This window comes from Streptomyces sp. NBC_00122 (assembly GCF_045160845.1).
Classification (GTDB): domain Bacteria; phylum Actinomycetota; class Actinomycetes; order Streptomycetales; family Streptomycetaceae; genus Streptomyces.
The window spans coordinates 35271-52427 of the sequence record NZ_CP108192.1; the positions used below are offsets into that span (position 1 = coordinate 35271).

Below are 17157 nucleotides of genomic sequence, written 5' to 3' on the forward strand. Positions count from 1 at the left end.
GTCGGTCTCACTCTCGCTCAGGCCGTGGGGCGGCTGCTGTAGGCGTGCAGGCGGGCGCTGTGCACGAGGGAAGGGGCATCGGCGGCGTCGAGCCGGTCGTGTACGTGGGCCAGCAGGGCGGCGGCCGTCGCCGTCAGGTCGTCGTCGCCGAGGGGACGGGCGGGCAGGGCGAGGCCTTCGGCGAGGAAGGAGCTCAGCTCCGCCCGCAGGTGGTCGGCCCCGGCCTCGCGCAGCACGATCGTCAGGTGCAGCGAGGGGCCGTCCGCCGTGGCCTGGGCGGTATGGGCGTACCCGTTGGGCACGTACAACACCTCGCCGGGCCGTACGACGGTGTCCAGCAGCACCTCACCCGGGTCGTCCTCCCGCACGGGCTGCCAGTGCCCGTCCGTCGGCCCCCCGTAGACCTTCCAGTGCTTGGCACCGCTCAGCTGGAGCACCAGGATGTCGCCGTCGTCGCGGTGCACCGCACCGAAGCGCCCGGGTTGCGAATAGAAGAGGAATGCCTCGACGAGCCGGTCGAGCTCCCGTGCCAGTCCCGCGGTGAGCTCGCGCACCGGCGGATACCAGTGGTTGACGTAGCGCAGCTGCAAGGTGGCCTGCTCGTCCCGGATCAGGGCGCGCACGCGCTCCGCGTCGAGCCACCCCTCCAGGTACCGGCCGGCCACCACCCTGGGCGGACAGTAGGCCGCCTCGGGCACCGCGCCCGCCATGGTGAACAGGCCGGCGTACGGCACCCTCAGGGTGCCCGAGTCCAGCAGCTTGTCCAGATCCGCGAGCCCGAGAACCTCGGTCGGCGGATCGGCCGGCCGCAGCAGAGCGGGCCCTCGGCGCCACTGCGTGTGCAGGAAGCGGTCCGCGTCGGTCACACAGCGTTCGAGCCAGTCCACGGCTCACTCTCCTTGTTCCGGCCCGGCTGCGGGGCCCGCCGCCCATGCGGTGGGCGGGCCCCAGCAGCAGACGGTCAGTCGGTCGGCGGGATCAGATGACGTCGGGGTAGCACTCCGCGCACCCGGCCACGACGGAGCCGCCGGTCGGCGCGGCGTCGGCGGCGAAGGCGCTCGGCGCGAAGAGCGCCCCGCTGACGACCGCGGCGGCCGCCACACCCAGCGCGGCCTTGCGGGAGAGGCTCAGACCGGTCTTGGCGGGAGCGTCGGTGTTCTGCGAGAAGTCCATGTCAATCTCCAGTGAGTTCGTGTCCCGGGGCGTTTCCCCTTGACTGATCTCAATCCTGTCCGGCTCGCACCCTCACCGACAGTGACATTTTCCCGCTCCCGCACCCCCGTGTCCCGTGTCCCCGTGACCCCGCTCCGCACCCCGAACGCCCCACCCGCCAGCGGCAATCAGGCCCAGGCGGCAGCAGCCCAACTCCGGCCACCGCGGCGGCCTGCTCCCGGGACATCCGCGCGCCCCCGCCGCACCAGAGGTTGTTCGTCTGGTGAGGACGCGAATCGGCTGCCGTGGTCCGAAGGGCAGACTTCGTCATGAGCACCGCACGCCGGCCTATCGGCCTCGGGCCGGCGACGTCGCCGGCCCGCCCCCTTGGACAGCACAGCGCAGCGTCTCCTGCCCGCCGAACAGGCAGGGGGCGACGGCCTGGTGGACGTCGGCGGCGAGGACCAGGCGGTGGTGCAGCCGCAGGGCCGGCGGGTCCTCGGGCCGGGCAGCTCGACGCGGCTCATGACGGGGTGTAGGAGATAGGCCAAGGTCCTGGCTCAGGCCTCGCGACCTGCGAACGGAACCGGTCGGGCAGGCTGGCGCCGGGTCCGCAGGGGGAGCGGGCTGGTGCCGCGCGGCGGCGGGGCATCCTGTGGTCGCGCTGCTGGCATCGCATCGAGCCCGGGGTCCGGGACGGGTCCGGAGACCGGATCCGTCGCCGCGTTGGACCCGGGCTCGGACTCGGGCTCAGGTTCGGGTTCGGGTTCGGGTTCGGGTTCGACGAGGAACACTGGTGCCGGGTCCGGCTGCAGCTCCGGGAAGCGCGGGCCGGAGTCTCCTCCGCACTACCGGTAGGCCTCAGCCCAGCCGGCCACGATCGTCGCCTTCGCCTCGCTCGGCGGCAACGGCAACAGCAACGGCTCGGCACACGCCGACACGGCCAGGCCCAGCCAGCACCTCACCAAGGCCGCCGTCCAGGACTTCCAGCGCAAGCACCACCTGGCCGTCGGGGCAGACTCAGTCTTGACGGGGGCCGCCGTGGATGTCTTTGGTGTCCGCGCCGGCGGCTCTCGGGTTACGGCTTGTGTGCTGTCCCGTACGTCAACGAGTTGTGCACGGCCGTCGAACTGTAGGACGTCCGGTCGCTGGCGGCCTGCTTTGCGCGAGCCTGCTCGATCAGCAGACCCTCCGCGGTCTCCGGACGCCGTTTCCCCCGGCGCAGCAGAGTCCACACCATCCACAGCGCCGCCAGCCCCAGCACACCGAAGAACACACCTAGCTCGATCACGCCGCCCCCGCCCTCGCCACAAGAAACCAGGGGGCGAGCCTAATCAAACGATCACCGCACAACGAAGCAATTAAGCAGCCGCTGCGGCCACTTCTCAAGGTCGTTCGAAGGCCTGGAGTACGCCGCCGAGCGAGAAGCACAGCGCGCCGGTCAGCGTCCCCCAGTTGGCGATGTCGGTGTTGACCAGGCTTCCGGTGCTGGGCCGGGTGAACGCGGCCAGTGCCGAGATCATGAAGAGCACCGACCCGAGCTGGTTCACCGCGACGACCCACCAGCCGAGGCTGCGCGAGCGGACGCAGGGCCGGGAACGGTGGCAGATCTCGGCGAACGCGAGATGCCCCGAAACGAGGAACAGTACGCATCCGACCACGTCGGGAGTCCAGATCAGCCGGTTGGTCTGCTGGACGGTGAGCCCCTGCAGGAAGGAGTCGAGGAGATTGACGCCGAACACGAGCGTCCCCGCGAACAGCGCGAACGCGCTCAGCCAGTCCAGGTGCATCGGCTCGTAACCCCACCACTTCCAGGCGGCCGTGACCAGTGGACCGCCCCCTGGGGAGTGGCGAGGCGCGTTCAGCACCTGCAAGAGCGAGGTGTAGCCGCCGGTGTTGAAGAACAGGCCGCCCGCGAAGTAGATCGAGGCACTCTCGAACGCGTCGCCCGAGCCGAACTGGGCTACGGCGGCGCCGAGTGCGAAGAGTGCTCCGCCGATGACGAACGCGCCCGACGCGAGGGCGTTGAGCCTTCGAAGGCGGCCGAGGGCCTCGGCGTCGGCAGTCGGGGACGTGGTGAGCGTGTCTCCCGGACCCCGGACGGACAGCGCCCCGCGCCTGCGCGCGAGCCGCGACTCCCACACCACCGTTTCCCCTTCGGGGCGGTGCCAGGTGAGCCGGCTGGTGAACGGTCCTGCGCCTTCGGCGCGCTGCTCAGGCTGTCCCACGGCCCGAGCCTAGCCCCGTGTGCAGTGCCCGACGGACAGCGAAACGTACCTTTCCTCCCCCCGCACGGTCCTGTCGCCGACCTGCCGAGCGTGTCGAAAGGTGCTTCAACCTGGGGCGTGAATAGACTCCGAGGGACAGGCCACGAGCCGGCAGGCCTGACCGGGCGTCATCGCTGGCGCCGGCGTGCGCATCGCAGCCGTTCAGGTGTCGTCACCGTCAGTGTGCGGCGGGGTGGACCGGCCCAGGGTGTCGGGGTGTCCGAGGGAAATGCACCACTGACATTCGTGAAGGTCGCTCGCGGCGCTCGCTTGATGTGGCACGGGCAAGGGGAAGCCTGCCCTGTATTCGTCCTGGAGTACCTGTATCGCATCTAATTTCGTCCGGGGCGGGGCGACCGCGTCGGCCAGGCCCGCTTCAGCGACGCGGCGCGTCATCCGTATCAGTGCTGCCCGCGCGGTGCTCACCGCGCGTGCCGCTGCCAGCCAGACACGCCGCCTGGCAGCCGGCCTCGGGCCGCGATCGGGTAGTTCACCGCAGGGGGCCATGCTCACGCATCCCTTCCGAGGGCCTCAAACAAACAGGCGGATGATAATTTTTTTGTTTTGGACACTTCTCATCATTTCCTCCTACGCCTAGCACGGAGGTGCGTCGAACGGGAATTAGACAGACTGCCGCCGATTCAGCACGGTCCGCTATGGCGGCGAGATCCGGCAATGTACGGATTGCCGGGGTTTTTACCGACCAGCAATGCATGGATTGCCGGGGTTTTTAAGGAATCGGCGACATTGGCCGCGCTTCCGGTCGGCCGCAATTGATCATGAATTCCGACTCGACGGGCGATCTAATCGTATGTGGAATTGCGTGATATTCCGGCTGCACTCGGGGCGCCTGCATCACAGGCCTTGCCGCGGAGCCCGGGGACGCGGCGTCAGAGCTGCACGGTCGTTCAGGGAGTGGAGTCGGCCGGCGGTGTGAAGGGGTAGAGGTCTCGCGTGAAGGGTGGCCAACACGGCTCCTGGACGACCCCGAGTGGCTCCGCACCCGGGCAGGCCGCGACGTCGGCGGGTTTCTCCACCCGTGCCGCGGCTTGCTGGCGAGACAGCCTGATGGAGTCGACATGGCAGGACAGGACGTGCTTGAAGCGTTGCTGGCGCCTCAGTTCGAGGGCGTCCACGTGCCACAGGCGACCGGTCCCTGACGACGTCAAAGCGGTGCAACCTGTGCCCAATGCGGCGGAAATCAGCACGATCCACAGGAGGAGGTCTCCCACAGCTGGTCCTTTCGAAGGCGGATGTTCGAGGGGGCGCGCACGACCGAACCCCCGGCGATCCTCCGGCATAACGCAGAGGCATATGCAGAGTTGCGCCCTTCTTTCCGATTGCAGCCATGCGCAGCAATCCACCGGTCTTGGCATCTCAGTCTTTTAGCTGATGATCCGCCGACGGGACCGGGACCAGGCCGGCGATCGGCGTGCTCATGCGGGGTGGTGTGGCGACATGCGCAGACGTATCCCGCCGCGCACGGGGACGCCGTCAGACGGGGCGCGCGGGGCGCGCGGCAGAGCCATCGCGGCGAAGTGTGCGCAGGGCCGTACGGGGTATCAGGGATGAAGATTTGGTCGCGCAGAACCCACAAGGGACAGGGTCAACACTTATCCATCCGCCACCATCACCCGGATGGCGCATACCCTGACCAACATCGACAGCGTTTATGGAATATGACGACAGCAAAGCCCCCCTCCTTCTTCCGCAGGACTCCAGAAGAAGACGGGCGGGGAGGCGGTTTTCACACCGGGGCTACTCGGATCGGAAAGTGGACTTTCACTCCGCGCTCAGCCAGCTGTAGCGAGATCAGGAACGCAACGCTGGAACACGAGAGCCTGGAAATCGATCTGAGTTACTCTTCCTCGGTGTTTGAGGACTTCCTCCATACGATGAGCATGATCCAGGTCGAGTTCGACCGGAGGTCGGGGAGCACCGCACGGTCCACGACGACACCTGTCGACGAGCACTTGGGCGGCAGCTGCCGTGTATGAGCCGTACGGATACCCAGACATCCACGGCCCCCAGCCGGACACCACCATGTTCTGGCTCCGGCCGGACCACGTGCCCGGGGACACGCTCGGCGGGCACGGTGACGCGCATCAACCGTGGGATCCGGCGGAGGAACTCGCAAGTCTCCTCCAGGAGAACCCCGCACCCGGGCAGCCGGAGCCGTTCACCCGCGGCGGCTACGACGACCCCGGCGAGAGTGTCAGCGCCATCGGCCTCGTCGCAGGGCTGAAGCACACCCCTGCCGAGCGGCCGCGCAAGCAGAACTCCAGCGGGCATCGCCGGAACGGGTCGAAGTCGCCGGTGACGACCCTCCTGCAGACGGGCAGTCTGTTCACCGCCGTGCTGGTCGCCGTCATCGCCGCCCTGGTGAGCGTCCTCAGCGGGCTGGCCATCTGCGACGCCCTGCGCCACAGCGCCGGAGTCCACACGGCCCGCGAAGTGGTGAGCTGGTGGCCCCTGCTGATCTACGGCCCGTGGATGGTCGCTTCCCTGTCCATCCTCAGATCCGCGCTGCACCAGCGCCGCGCGCTGCATTCCTGGTCGATCGTGCTGCTGTTCTCCACCCTGGCCACGCTTCTGTGCGTAGCCCAGGCGCCCAGAACGCTCGCGGCCGGGACGTCGTCCGCGCTTCCCGCCGTCGCGGCGCTGGCCTGCTTCCAGCAGCTGGTCCGCCAGATCACACTCACGCGGCCGCCCCGCCAAGCCGCTCCACGACACCGGAACCCGCAGCCCTCCCCGCTCGGATCCGGACAGACGGCCGCGGCCCGGCGCACGGCGGACGGTGTCCGTCCCGGCTACTCCGTGGCGGACAAAGGCGTTGTCCGCCCGCCGTCGAACGGCCGCAGCTTCGGGTACGGCGCATGACGGTCGTACACGGCATTCTTCAGTTGTCCGCTCGGCGAGAGCCGGTGAGCTCCCGCGGGAGGGCCGGGCGCTCAAGTCCGTACCATCAGTGGAATCCGACCGGCCGGCAGTCCTGGTACCGACGAGACGCGGTGTCCGCCGCTGGGGCAAGGAGCTTCCCGCACCCGCGGGTTTCCTGAGCGGACGCCCGGGCGGGTACGGCACTGCGGGACCACGGGGCAGGAGGGCCGAGCGTCCCGTGGGCGGCGACCGCGAAGAGCGAGGTCGGTGACAGCCGCTAACTTCCTGGACAACCCGGTCCTTCCCACACGTCAAAAGGGTGCTCGCCTGCACCTTTGAAACGAAGATCGAAACCGATAGTCACGGGCCGTGCGCAGACTCAACCCGACGGTCTACGCCCATGTGCCGTCGCGCCCCCCAGACCTAGCCCCGCGCACTGGGCCGCAGCTCAGACCGTACTTCGCCGCGTCGCCATGCGGTTGCTCCGGCAATCCGGGTGACGCACCACGTTCGGCATGCCCATGCCCGGCCGGCGCAACGCGCCGGGCGAAGTTGATCACCGCTGCGGCGCCCATGACGGCCGCTTCCCGACGGACCGAACCGAACGCATCCACGACGCGCTCCGGCGCCGCACCTCCCACGCCTACACGAATGGTCTAAAGCATGGTGTACGAAATGACCCACGCCGAGCGAGTCCAGTACAAGCGGCGCCAGGACGCCGCCTACCAGGCAGGCGAAGACGCTGTCACCAACCTTCAGGCGGCGCTCGCGCTCGCCGGCATGACCCTTCCCTCCCTGTGCAACGACGGTCCGGTGGCCGGCCACGGTTTCGTCCGGCTCGGAGGATGCAACGCGTCCTTCGCCAACCGGCTCGCCGAGGTCATCGCCGCGGGGGCCGATGCTCTGCAGTTTCAACGGTGAACAACGGGAGGGGAGTTGCCGTCAAAGGCCGAACTCGGTGCTGAGCAGGTCGTCGAAGACGCCGAGGCCGCTCCAGTCGCCGTTGACCTGGCTGGTGAGCAGGTGCTTGCCGTCGCGGGTCCCCACTGCCTACGTCCATGAGCCGTAGGTCGCGCCCGCGTTGCCCCAGACCGTGACGCCGCACGGCAGTGCCTGGGAGAAGATGCCCAGGCCGTAGCGGGTGCCGGGGATCCACGGGACGGGGCCTGTGGTCGGGGCGGTGGTTCGGTGAGGGTTTTCAGCGCGCCGTCCGGGAGAGCTCGGGGGTCCTGGCCGGAGCGGCGGCGGCGCGCCTGGCGGTGACGACCGCTCCTGCGGTGGTCGCCGCCGTGAGCAGCAGGACCGCGGCGAGGGCGAGGAGGGTGGCCTTGTCCGGGTGGATCAGGGACTGGCCGCGCCAGGCCTGCCAGGTCACCACCGCGACCAGCCCGGTGTAGCCGAGTGCGGCGCTGCCGACCAGGCGGGCACGCACCTTCTCGTCGCGCAGCCAGACGTGCTCGGTGGCCAGGGCGGCCAGTACCGCAGCGATGAGGAGGAGCACCTGGATGCCGTGCAGGGCGAAGAAGTGGGGTACCCGGAAGTCGCCGCCGGTCACGCTCCAGTTGGTGAGGGGCATGCCGTGGCCGTCGGGGTCGCCGATGCCGTGGCCCTGGTACATCTGCACGGGGTGGCCGTTGGCGTCGGTCAACGTACGGGAGTGGATCTCGGTGACCATCCAGTAGACCGGCACGACCATGCCGAAGGTGGCCAGCGCGAGCCCGGCGCGGATGGCCCGGTTCAGTGCCGCCCCGCCGGTGCGCTGGATCAGCACGACGACCGCCAGGATCAGCTGCGCGATGACGATGACCATCACGCCGAAGGTGAGGAGGGGGACCAGGGCCAGGGTGACGGGGTCGGCCTGGTCGGCGTTGAAGTGACTGAAGGTGCCGCGTGCCGCCTGAGCGGTGATGGCGCCCACCTCGACGGTCGCGGCCACCGCGAACACGGTGCCCAGCCACCGTCCCAGCCGCCTGCCCTTGGTGAGCTCGGTCAGCAGCCACGCGAGCGTGCCGGCGTAGAGGGCGAAGGCGAAGCCGAACTTGAGCGGCTTCACCCACACCGACTCGTCCAGCAGCGTCCGGCTGTCCACCACGAGCCCCACGCCGGAGACGAGCACCAGGCCGAGCATGAGGGCGGAGCAGACCACGAGCGGCCGGTGCCAGGTGCGGGGCGGGGTGAGGAAGGACGTCATGGGGGGCTCCGAATCACGGCGACGAGCGGCCCTCGTCCGGGCCGGCCCAGTTCGCATCGCTCGTTCGCGAATGACTGAAAGCTAAATTGCCTTCAGATATTCGTCAATTGAGAAAGTGGTGCGGATTATGAACTTGCTGGTCATAGAGGTCATGAATTGCAATGAGAGTGACGGTGAATGCAAAATCAGCCGCAGTCTGTTTGCAATGGGATGGCCTTGAAAGCAATACTGGGCACAGGTGACGACACGACGCGGAGGTACGGCCGATGCCCGGAGGCAGACTGACCCACCAGGAGCGCCGGGAGATCGCCGAGGGGTTGGGGGACGGGCTCACCTTCACCGAGATCGCCGGCCGTCTGGACCGGCCCGTCTCCACCGTCACCCGGGAAGTGGCCCGCAACGGCGGCGCCGGTGCCTACCGGGCCGACGCGGCGCAGCAGTCGACCGCCGGGCGCGCACGGCGCCGCAAGCAGGCCCCGGGTCCGGCTGCTTCGGCCGCTTCGGCCGATCCGGCCGTGGACGGCGCACACGGGCGCGACCCCGAGGCCGTCCACGAACTGGAGGAACAGTTCACCGCGCTGATGGTCGGCACGGGCCTGCCGCGGATGACGGCCCGGGTACTGACCTGCCTGTACGTCACCGACGACGGCAGCCTGACCGCCACCGAGCTCGCCCAGCGACTGAAGGTCAGCCCCGCCTCCGTCTCCAAGGCCGTCGGGGAACTCGAACAGCAGGAGCTCATCAGGCGCGAACGCGAGCCCGGCCGGCGGCGCGACCGGTACGTCATCGACGCCGACGCCTGGTTCCGCGGCTGGATGGCCAGCGCCCGCCAGAACACCATGCTGGCCGACTTCGCCCGACAGAGCGCCCGGACCCTCGGTGCGGCCACACCTGCCGGTACCCGCATGGAGGACATCGGCGACTTCTTCGAGCACGTCGGGCGGACCATGGTCCGGGCGGCCGAGGAATGGCGGCGGGCCCGGCTCCGGTGAGCGGCGCGGGCGCGGGCGCGTACGACGAGGCTCCTGGCAGGCGGGGGCGCGTTGCCAGGAGCCTCGGTTGTCGTGGGGTCACCCGGTCAGGAGGCGGCTTCGGCGGGGCGGGGGAGGCCGTCGAGGCCTGACGGGGCGTGGGCCAGGCCGGTGGGTGCCAGCCAGTCGAATGCGCGGTAGACCGCCGGGCCCAGGCCCATGCCCTCGGCCACCTGTTCGCGCAGCCGGTTGGTGGCGAACGCGCCGATGACGTTCATCTGCGCGTCCCTGTAGTGGCGCTCCACTTCGTGGCCCTGGGTCACGCCGGCCGCGCCGTGGATCTGCACGGCGCGCGCGGTGACCTCGACGGCCATCTCGGTGGCGTAGATCTTGAGCATGCCGATCAGGTCCCTGGCCGACCGGCCGGCGGCGCGCTCGCGTGCCGCCCGGCGGGCGAGCAGCCTGGCCGCGTCGATCTGGGCGCGGGACTCGGCGAGCTGGGCCTGTACGCCTTCCATGTGCGCGAGGGGCCGCCCGAAGGAGACCCGTTCCCGGGCGTGGCGCACCGAGGCGGCCAGCGCGGACTCGGCGGTGGCGATGGCCGCGACCGACACCAGCAGCCACCCCCACGTCATCCCCTCGGCGAGCTCGGTGAAGGGCACGGGCACCACGTCGTCCTCGGCGACGTGGGCGTCGGTGAAGACGATGCCGCCCCAGGGCATGCCGCGCAGCCCCATGTGCGGGGTCTCGTACCGGCGCACGCCCGGCCCGCGCAGGTCGACGAAGGCCAGGCACCAGTCGGGGCCGTCGTCCCCGGCGGGCTTCTCCCGCCGGGCGAGGGTCACGGCCAGGTCGGCGTTGGGCGCGTTGGTGATGCGGGCCTTCTCGCCGTTGATGACGAAGCCGCCGCCGGGCGGCCCGGCCGGGCGCACCGTGGTGCGGTAGGTGCCGGCGTCGCTGCCCGCGGCGGGCTCGACGATGGCGAAGGCCGCGCGCTGTTCCCCGGAGAGCAGGGGGTCGAGCAGCCGCCGGTGTTTGTCCGGATCGCCGTAGGTGGAGATCAGCTTGCCGCACAGCAGTGCGGACACGGTCGCCGACCAGTAGGTGCCCGAGCAGGCCCGGGCCAGGGCCTCCATGGCCTCGGTCTGGGCGGGACCGTCGGCGCCGGTGCCGCCGAACTCAGGCGGGTGGAACAGCCGCAGGTAGCCGCTGTCGACGAGGTCCTTCCAGTTCTGGGGCGGTATGTCGCCCGTGGCGTCGGTCTCGGTGGCCCGGGCGGCGATGCCCGGGAAGCTCGGCGCGGTGTCGGTGCCGCGTTGGTCGCCGTTCATGTGTGAAGTCCTCACGTCAGCCGAGTCCTAGCAGGGAGGCCGCGATGACCGGCCGCAGCACCTCGGTGCCACCTCCGGTCCCGGCGAAGAACAGCGCGTCGCGGTGGGCCCGTTCGACCAGGTGGTCGCCCGCGGGGGCGAGCGGCCCGGACAGGCTCGCCGCCCCCTCGGTGACCGCCCGCAGGGCGCGGGCCACGAAGAGCCGGGCGGCGGCCGCGTCCTGGTGCGAGGGCCGGCCGCCCGCGTCGAACTGCCCGGCGGCCCGCAGCAGCAGCCCGGAGGCCAGCTCGTAGCGCGTGCCCAGGTCCGCGAGGGTGAACCGGGCGGACTGGCCGTGGGCCAGGGGCCGGCCGAAGAGACGGCGTTCGCGGGCGTCGTCGACGGCGTCGCGGGTCAGTGCGCGGATGACGCCGAGCCAGGGCGCGCTGGAGAACACCCAGTCCAGCGCCGCGAGCAGCGGCTCCACCTCGGTCGCGGCGCCGCCGACCGTTCCCAGTACCGCGTGGTCCGCGGCCGGGCAGGCGTCCAGGACCAGCCGGCCCCACGGGCAGGTGGCCATGGCCGCCGGGCCGTCCTCGGTGATCAGCAGTCCGGGGGTGTCGCGGTCCAGGACGAACGCCGTCCGGCCGCCGTCCTCGTGCGCGGCGATGACGAGGAAGTGGTGGGCCACGGGGCCGCACGCGACCAGGTCCAGTTCGCCGCTGAGCTGCCAGCCGCCCGCCGCGGCCGGGGCGGGCCGGGCCGTGAGGGCGGGGGCGTGGGCGGCGCCCTGCGTCTGGCGCAGCGACACGGCGCCCATCCAGTCGCCCGCGGCCATGCGCGGCAGGTAGCGCTCGCGCTGCCGGGGGCTGCCGAACGCCCGCAGCGGCACGGTGGCGAGGACCGCGTGCACCCCGACGGCGAGGGCGAGGCCCGGGTCGCGGGCGCCCTCGCCGAGCCCTTCCAGGAGGGCGCAGGTCTGTGTGGCGGACAGGCCGCCGCCGCCCAGGGCGCGCGGGACCAGCGGCCCGGCGAGGCCGGGCCCGGTCCGGGCGTCGGCGAGTTCGGCGAAGAGCGCGGGGTCCCACCTCCGGTCACGGTCGCGGCCGGCGGCGGTCGGCCGCGCCACGCGGGCGGCGAGCTCCCGGGCCCGCTCGGCGAGCATCGGCTCGACACCGTCGGCGCCGGCGCCGACGGGGGAATGCACAAACACCATCGGATTCCCTTTCTCTCCCCTTGGAACAGGGTCCGGCCTCAGACCGCCGGCAGGCGGCGGTGCGGGGACGTCTCATCGACGTCGGAACGCTCGAAGGGATTTCGAAACTCGGAACAATTACTCCACCCCCTCTTTCGAAAATGGACCCGAACAACGTATCCCGCATTTCACTCGGCTCGGCGGGTCCGGCCCAAGATTTGGCATCCGGCCTGCGCAGACCTCGCATAGCTGACCTGCCACGACGTTCCATCACAGTCCTTGACAAAGCTCTGACATGGGAGCCGTTGTGCCTGCACCGCCGCATCGGCCAACCTATTCATCGGCACGCTCCACATCGCCCCGTTCTTGGCCTTATCCGTTCACCCGCACCATGCCGCGAGAATTCAGTGCAGAGCCGGCCGCCCATCAGGAATCCGGTTCTTAAAGGAGGGAACGCAATGGCAACAGCAGAGCACGAGGGAAGTCTTCCGAAGGGACTTCCCCGTCTGTCCGACGCGACCCTGCGGGACTCCGCGCACATGGCGGGCGTCGAGTTCGGCCCCAAGGACGCCGCGGTCATCGCGGACCTGCTGGTGAAGACCGGCATCGACCTGGTCGAGGTGGGCATGGTCTCCGGCCCGGACTCGAAGGACGCCGACCTCGTCCTCTCCACGCACGAGGCCATCGGTCCCGAGCGCAGCATGACGCTCGTGGTGGTGCAGGACCGCCAGCAGGTCACGAAGGCCCTCGACGAGGCCGAGCGACTGGGCGTGCGCCACATCATGTACTCCATACCGACCTCCGAACAGCACGCCAGGCTGAAGCTCGGCTCGCCCAGCGCGAAGTTCCTTCACGTTCTGGCCCGTTCGGCGATCTCGCAGGCCAAGGAGCGCGGCTTCCACGTCACGTTCAGCGGCGAGGACGGCGCCCGTACCCCCAGGGAGCGGCTCGTCCCCTACGTCACGGCGGGCTTCGAGGCCGGGGCCGACCGGTTCCGTCTCGCGGAGACCGTCGCCTTCCTGTCGCCCTGGCAGATGGAGGAGGTGATCACCGACCTCGCCGCGATCGACGGCTCCGAGATCGAGATCCACTCGCACAACATGCTGGGCATGGCCGTGGCCAACTCCCTCGCCGCGATCCGCGCGGGCGCGCAGTGGATCTCGGCGACCGTCGGCGGGATCGGTGAGCGCGGCGGCAACGCCCCGCTGGCCGAGCTGCTCACTTCCCTGCGCGTCATCCACGGTGACACGCGCTTCGACCTGACCCACCTCACGGAGCTGTCCCGGGTCGCGCTCAAGGGCGCCGGCCTCGGCACCGCCTTCCAGTCGGGGCCGACCACACCGCACGCCTTCGCCTACGAGCTGCCGGGTCAGCTGAACAACCCGGAGGCTTACGAGACGCTGCCCGCCGAGCTGGTCGGCAACAGCCGGGAGCTGTGCGTGCGCACGCGCCTCACCCCTGCCCTCGTCACATGGGCGCTCGCCGGGTCGGGCGTCCTCGTCGACGTTGAGGCCTTCACGCCGTGGCTCGTCGAACGGCAGGAGCAGGGCGGGCGTCCGCTGCTCGACCGGGACGCGATCCGCAAGGCCGCGATCGACTTCCAGGCCGCCTGAACCCCGCCCCGCCCGCCGGGGCCTGCCCGGTCCCTCTTCACGTCCACACCACCTACGGCAAACGGAGTTGCTCCATGTCCACCGCCACCCTCACCGGCGTCTGCCCCGAGTGCGAGACCGACCTGACCGTGCCGCCGGTCGTCCAGGGCGAGACCTTCGCCTGCCCCGAGTGCATGCTCACCCTGCGCGTCGAGGACATCCAGGACGGTGTGCTGAGCCTGCAGATGGTCGAAGTACAGCTCCGCGACTGGGGCCAGTGAGATGGGCAGCAGAGTCGCCATCGTCGCCGACCGGGTCGGCTGGGAAGAGCGCCAGCTCATGCAGTCGGCACCGGACTTCGGCCTGCACATCGACTGGATCAACGACGAGTCGCTGTGCCTGGGCGACCCCAAGGCCCCGTCGATCGAGGGCTACGACGCCCTGCTGGTCCGCAGCCGCAGCTACACCCGCGGCGGGCTGCTCGCCACGCTGGCCGAGTCGACCGGCGTGACCGCCCTCAATTCGGCCACCGCCATCCACGCCTGCGAGAACAAGCTGGTGCTGCGCGCCGTGCTGTCCGCCGCCGGCGTCCCCGTGCCGGACTACCGGCTCGCCCTCTCCCGCAAGGACTTCGAGAAGGCGCTCGACGAGCTGGGCCTGCCGGTGGTGCTCAAGCCGATCTACGGCGGCATGGGCAAGCGCGTCACGCTGATCCGCGACCCCGACCTGGCGCACAGCGTGTACGACTACGTCGAGGACCTCGGCCACGCCTTCGAGCAGGCCTGCCTGGTGGAGCCGTACCTCGGCGGCGGCTCGATCCGCTGCCTGGTCGTCGGCCGGGAGATCGTCGCCGCCGCCGAATTCGAGAGCGCGGGGGCCGACTGGCGCAGCAATGCCGCGCTCGGCAACCAGAGCCGGGCCCTGGCCCACGACCCCGAGGTGCAGAAGGTCGTGGACGGCGTCGTGGACCGGCTCGGCGCCGGCATCTACGGGGTCGACCTCTTCAAGACGCCTTCGGGCTACCTCGTCAACGAGGTCAACCACGCCCCCGCCTGGCGGGGGGTGGCGTCGACCACGGGAGTGGACATCCCGTCGGCCGTCGCCCGTCACGTGCAGGAGATACTCGCATGATCCGCGTGGGAATCGTCGGCGCCTCCGGGTTCAGCGGCGGTGAACTGATCCGGCTGGTGAACCAGCATCCCGAATTCGAGCTGACCTTCCTGGGCGGCAACGCCAGCGCCGGCAAGCGCCCGGCCCAGCTGCACCCGGGACTCCGCCTCGACCTGGGCCTGACCATCGAGCCCGTCGACGCCGATGTCGTCGCCGAGCGGTGCGACGTGGTGTTCCTCGCCACGCCCGCACCCGTCTCGGCCGAGCTCGCCGCGCTCCTGGCCGACCGCGTCGCCTGCGTGATCGACCTGAGCGGGGCCTTCCGTATCCGCACCCCCGAGCTGCACGAGCGCTGGTACCCCAAGGCCGAGCGGGCCACCGCACTGGCCGACCGTTTCGTCTACGGGGTGCCGGAGCTGGTCGGCGACCAGCTGGTCGACGCGCCGCTGATCTCGGTCCCCGGCTGCTACGCCACCGCGATCACGCTGGGGCTCGCCCCGCTGGCCCTCGGCCTCGGCCTGGACCTGAAGACAGTGGTCATCGACGGCAAGAGCGGCTCCAGCGGTGGCGGCGTACAGCTGCGCGTCCCGGACCTGCACCCGCTGCGCAACGGCGCCATCGCGCCCTACGCGCCCACCGGGCACCGGCACGCCGCGGAGGTCGGCGACTTCCTGGAGCGCAGCAAGCCCGGCAGTGTCGGCAGGCTGACGATGTCGGCGTACGGGGTGTCGCACGTGCGCGGCCTGCTCGCCAGCGCCTACGTGTTCACCGACGACGAGGTGGACGGGCGCGAGCTGCAGCGGGCGTACCTGCGCTTCTACAAGGAGCACCGCTTCGTCCGGGTGCGGCGCAACACCGAGACGCTGATCCCGGTGCCCGACCCGCAGGCCGTCCTGGGTTCCAACTACTGCGACGTGACCGTCCTGCACGACGAGGAGGGCGGCCGCATCGTCGTCCTCGCCGCCCTCGACAACCTCGTCAAGGGGGCCGCGGGCCAGGCCGTTCAGGCCGCGAACATCCGATGCGCACTGCCCGAGGAGACGGGCCTGACCATGCAGCCGGTGATGCCCGCATGAGCGGGATTCCGAAGGACGACAGGACGCGGTATCCGGCCCCGACCGTGGTGAAGCTCGGCGGCAGCTGCCTCGACGACCTCGACGGCGCCTGGTGGGACGACCTGGCCGAGCACGGCAAGGACCGGCCCCTGATCCTGGTGCACGGCTGGTCCAAGCCGCTGAAGCGGCTGAGTCCCCGCTACAGCGAGCCGTCGGCGATCCTGCGCGACCGGTACGGCAACCAGAGCCGCTGGACCACGCCCGAGGTCATCGAGGACATCAAGACCGTCAGCGGCGAGCTGAGCGGGCAGGTCTTCGGCCGGCTGGAGTCCCGCGGCATCACCGCGGAACGGCTGCTCGGCAGTGACGGCCTGGTCAGCGCGGGCGAGGGCGAGCGCTGGTGGTGGCAGGGCAAGCAGCTGGTCGAACTGGAGAACCTGGTCGGGCCGATCACCGGTGTGGACCCGGCGCCGCTGAAGGACCTGCGGGCGGGCCACGCCTGCCTGGTCACGCCGCTGGCCCGGAACGCGAGCGGCCAGGAGGTCAACACCGACGCCGACCGGGCGGCCGCCGCCATCGCCGGCGCGCTGGGCGCCACCGACCTGGTCCTCGTCACCGACGTCGCGCACCTGCTGGTCGACGGGGAGCCGGTGCGCAGCATCACCGCGCAGGCCGCGGCCAGGTTCCGCGACAAGGGCGCCACCGGCGGCATGCGCAAGAAGCTGCGGGCCGCGGGCGAGGCCCTGGAGCGGGGCGCGGAGCGGGTCGTCATCGGCAGCGCGCCCGTCACGGATCTGCTGGCGGCCCGCACCGGCACCGTCATCACGCGAACGTGAGGAGCAAGAACGTGGCGCAGTCCCGTGTACTCGTCGTCAACAACGGAACGCTGTCCCTGAAGCAACTCCGCAAGACTTTCGAGGAGTTGGGCTCGGAAACCGAGGTGGTCGACGCGGCGTCCGTGCCCGCCCGGCTCGACGGCCGCCACCAGGCGATCGTCCTGAGCGGCACCAAGGTGCGGGCGTACGACCGTGACTTCTACACACCGCTCATCGACCTCGTCATGGGTGCCGACGTCCCCGTCTTCGGGATCTGCGGCGGCATGCAGATCCTGGCGGTCGCGGCCGGCGGCCGACTCGCCGAGGGACCGCAGCGGGTCGGCGGCTACGAGGTGCAGGTCGACAAGGAGGAGCCGCTCTTCACGTACGTGAAGCCGACGGTGACGGTCTTCCACCGCCACACCCTGTACCTCCAGGAGGCTCCGGAGGGCTTCCGCTCGATCGGCCGCTCCGAGCACGCGCCGGTGGAGTTCCTGCGCTCCGAGGACGGCCGGATCTTCGGCTCGCAGGCCCACCTGGAATTCCGCAGCGACGGCCTGGAGATCCTGCGCGGTTTCGCGCAGCTGTACCGGTGAGCGTCGCCGCCGGGCGCCCGGGC

General features: G+C 70.6%; 17 protein-coding genes. 10 read left to right on the forward strand and 7 right to left on the reverse strand.

Annotated elements, in window-relative coordinates:
* Window positions 1-17: 17 nt before the first annotated feature.
* Together OG737_RS34200 and OG737_RS34205 are read right to left on the reverse strand one after the other, a co-directional pair.
* Complete coding sequence (locus tag OG737_RS34200; protein ID WP_331723483.1) at window positions 18-887, reverse strand: JmjC domain-containing protein; 870 nt, start codon at window positions 885-887, stop codon at window positions 18-20.
* Window positions 888-978: 91 nt separating this feature from the next.
* A complete protein-coding gene (locus OG737_RS34205) occupies window positions 979-1173 on the reverse strand; it encodes a hypothetical protein (RefSeq protein ID WP_328930594.1) in 195 nt (64 codons plus the stop codon).
* Between the two features lie 366 nt (window positions 1174-1539).
* Here OG737_RS34205 and OG737_RS34210 point away from each other — a divergent pair, with 366 nt between their 5' ends.
* Window positions 1540-1698: a hypothetical protein gene (locus tag OG737_RS34210; protein ID WP_331723484.1), complete on the forward strand. Its 159-nt coding sequence runs from the start codon at window positions 1540-1542 to the stop codon at window positions 1696-1698.
* 532 nt (window positions 1699-2230) lie between these two features.
* Here OG737_RS34210 and OG737_RS34215 read toward each other — a convergent pair.
* Window positions 2231-2443 (reverse strand): hypothetical protein, encoded by a 213-nt coding sequence (locus OG737_RS34215; RefSeq protein WP_328930597.1) that lies wholly within the window; start codon window positions 2441-2443, stop codon window positions 2231-2233.
* Window positions 2444-2537: 94 nt separating this feature from the next.
* A complete protein-coding gene (locus OG737_RS34220; protein ID WP_328930598.1) occupies window positions 2538-3380 on the reverse strand; it encodes a hypothetical protein in 843 nt (280 codons plus the stop codon).
* Window positions 3381-5462: 2082 nt separating this feature from the next.
* Between OG737_RS34220 and OG737_RS34225 the strand changes: the two genes are divergently transcribed.
* Window positions 5463-6299: a hypothetical protein gene (locus OG737_RS34225; RefSeq protein WP_331723486.1), complete on the forward strand. Its 837-nt coding sequence runs from the start codon at window positions 5463-5465 to the stop codon at window positions 6297-6299.
* Window positions 6300-6974: 675 nt separating this feature from the next.
* The gene (locus OG737_RS34230; protein WP_405681549.1) at window positions 6975-7220 is read left to right on the forward strand and encodes a hypothetical protein; all 246 of its coding nucleotides are present in this window, start codon (window positions 6975-6977) and stop codon (window positions 7218-7220) included.
* Window positions 7221-7497: 277 nt separating this feature from the next.
* Here the strand turns inward: OG737_RS34230 and OG737_RS34235 are convergent, their stop codons facing one another.
* Complete coding sequence (locus OG737_RS34235) at window positions 7498-8490, reverse strand: hypothetical protein (protein WP_331723488.1); 993 nt, start codon at window positions 8488-8490, stop codon at window positions 7498-7500.
* 266 nt (window positions 8491-8756) lie between these two features.
* Here OG737_RS34235 and OG737_RS34240 point away from each other — a divergent pair, with 266 nt between their 5' ends.
* Window positions 8757-9482 carry a MarR family transcriptional regulator gene (locus OG737_RS34240; RefSeq protein WP_328930602.1) on the forward strand — a complete coding sequence of 242 codons (726 nt, stop codon included), beginning with the start codon at window positions 8757-8759 and terminating at the stop codon, window positions 9480-9482.
* 86 nt (window positions 9483-9568) lie between these two features.
* On the opposite strand, the gene OG737_RS34245 is transcribed toward OG737_RS34240, so the two are convergent.
* A complete protein-coding gene (locus OG737_RS34245; RefSeq protein ID WP_328930603.1) occupies window positions 9569-10792 on the reverse strand; it encodes an acyl-CoA dehydrogenase family protein in 1224 nt (407 codons plus the stop codon).
* A 16-nt stretch (window positions 10793-10808) separates the two neighbouring features.
* Complete coding sequence (locus tag OG737_RS34250) at window positions 10809-11978, reverse strand: acyl-CoA dehydrogenase family protein (protein ID WP_405922475.1); 1170 nt, start codon at window positions 11976-11978, stop codon at window positions 10809-10811.
* 446 nt (window positions 11979-12424) lie between these two features.
* On the opposite strand from OG737_RS34250, the gene OG737_RS34255 reads away from it, so the two are divergent.
* The 6 genes from OG737_RS34255 to OG737_RS34280 all read left to right on the forward strand — a co-directional run bounded on the left by OG737_RS34255 (window position 12425) and on the right by OG737_RS34280 (window position 17134).
* Window positions 12425-13579 (forward strand): isopropylmalate synthase, encoded by a 1155-nt coding sequence (locus tag OG737_RS34255; RefSeq protein WP_328930605.1) that lies wholly within the window; start codon window positions 12425-12427, stop codon window positions 13577-13579.
* A gap of 74 nt (window positions 13580-13653) precedes the next feature.
* On the forward strand, window positions 13654-13839 hold the full coding sequence (locus OG737_RS34260; RefSeq protein WP_328930606.1) for a lysine biosynthesis protein LysW: 186 nt from the start codon (window positions 13654-13656) through the stop codon (window positions 13837-13839).
* 1 nt (window position 13840) lies between these two features.
* Window positions 13841-14689: a RimK family alpha-L-glutamate ligase gene (locus OG737_RS34265; protein WP_328930607.1), complete on the forward strand. Its 849-nt coding sequence runs from the start codon at window positions 13841-13843 to the stop codon at window positions 14687-14689.
* Complete coding sequence (gene argC / locus OG737_RS34270; protein ID WP_328930608.1) at window positions 14686-15744, forward strand: N-acetyl-gamma-glutamyl-phosphate reductase; 1059 nt, start codon at window positions 14686-14688, stop codon at window positions 15742-15744. Before OG737_RS34265 ends, argC begins: the two co-directional genes overlap by 4 nt.
* Complete coding sequence (locus OG737_RS34275) at window positions 15741-16559, forward strand: acetylglutamate kinase (RefSeq protein ID WP_328930609.1); 819 nt, start codon at window positions 15741-15743, stop codon at window positions 16557-16559. The genes argC and OG737_RS34275 overlap by 4 nt, the downstream gene beginning before the upstream one ends.
* An 11-nt stretch (window positions 16560-16570) precedes the next feature.
* Window positions 16571-17134 carry a glutamine amidotransferase-related protein gene (locus OG737_RS34280; protein ID WP_328930610.1) on the forward strand — a complete coding sequence of 188 codons (564 nt, stop codon included), beginning with the start codon at window positions 16571-16573 and terminating at the stop codon, window positions 17132-17134.
* The last annotated feature ends 23 nt before the right edge of the window (window positions 17135-17157 follow it).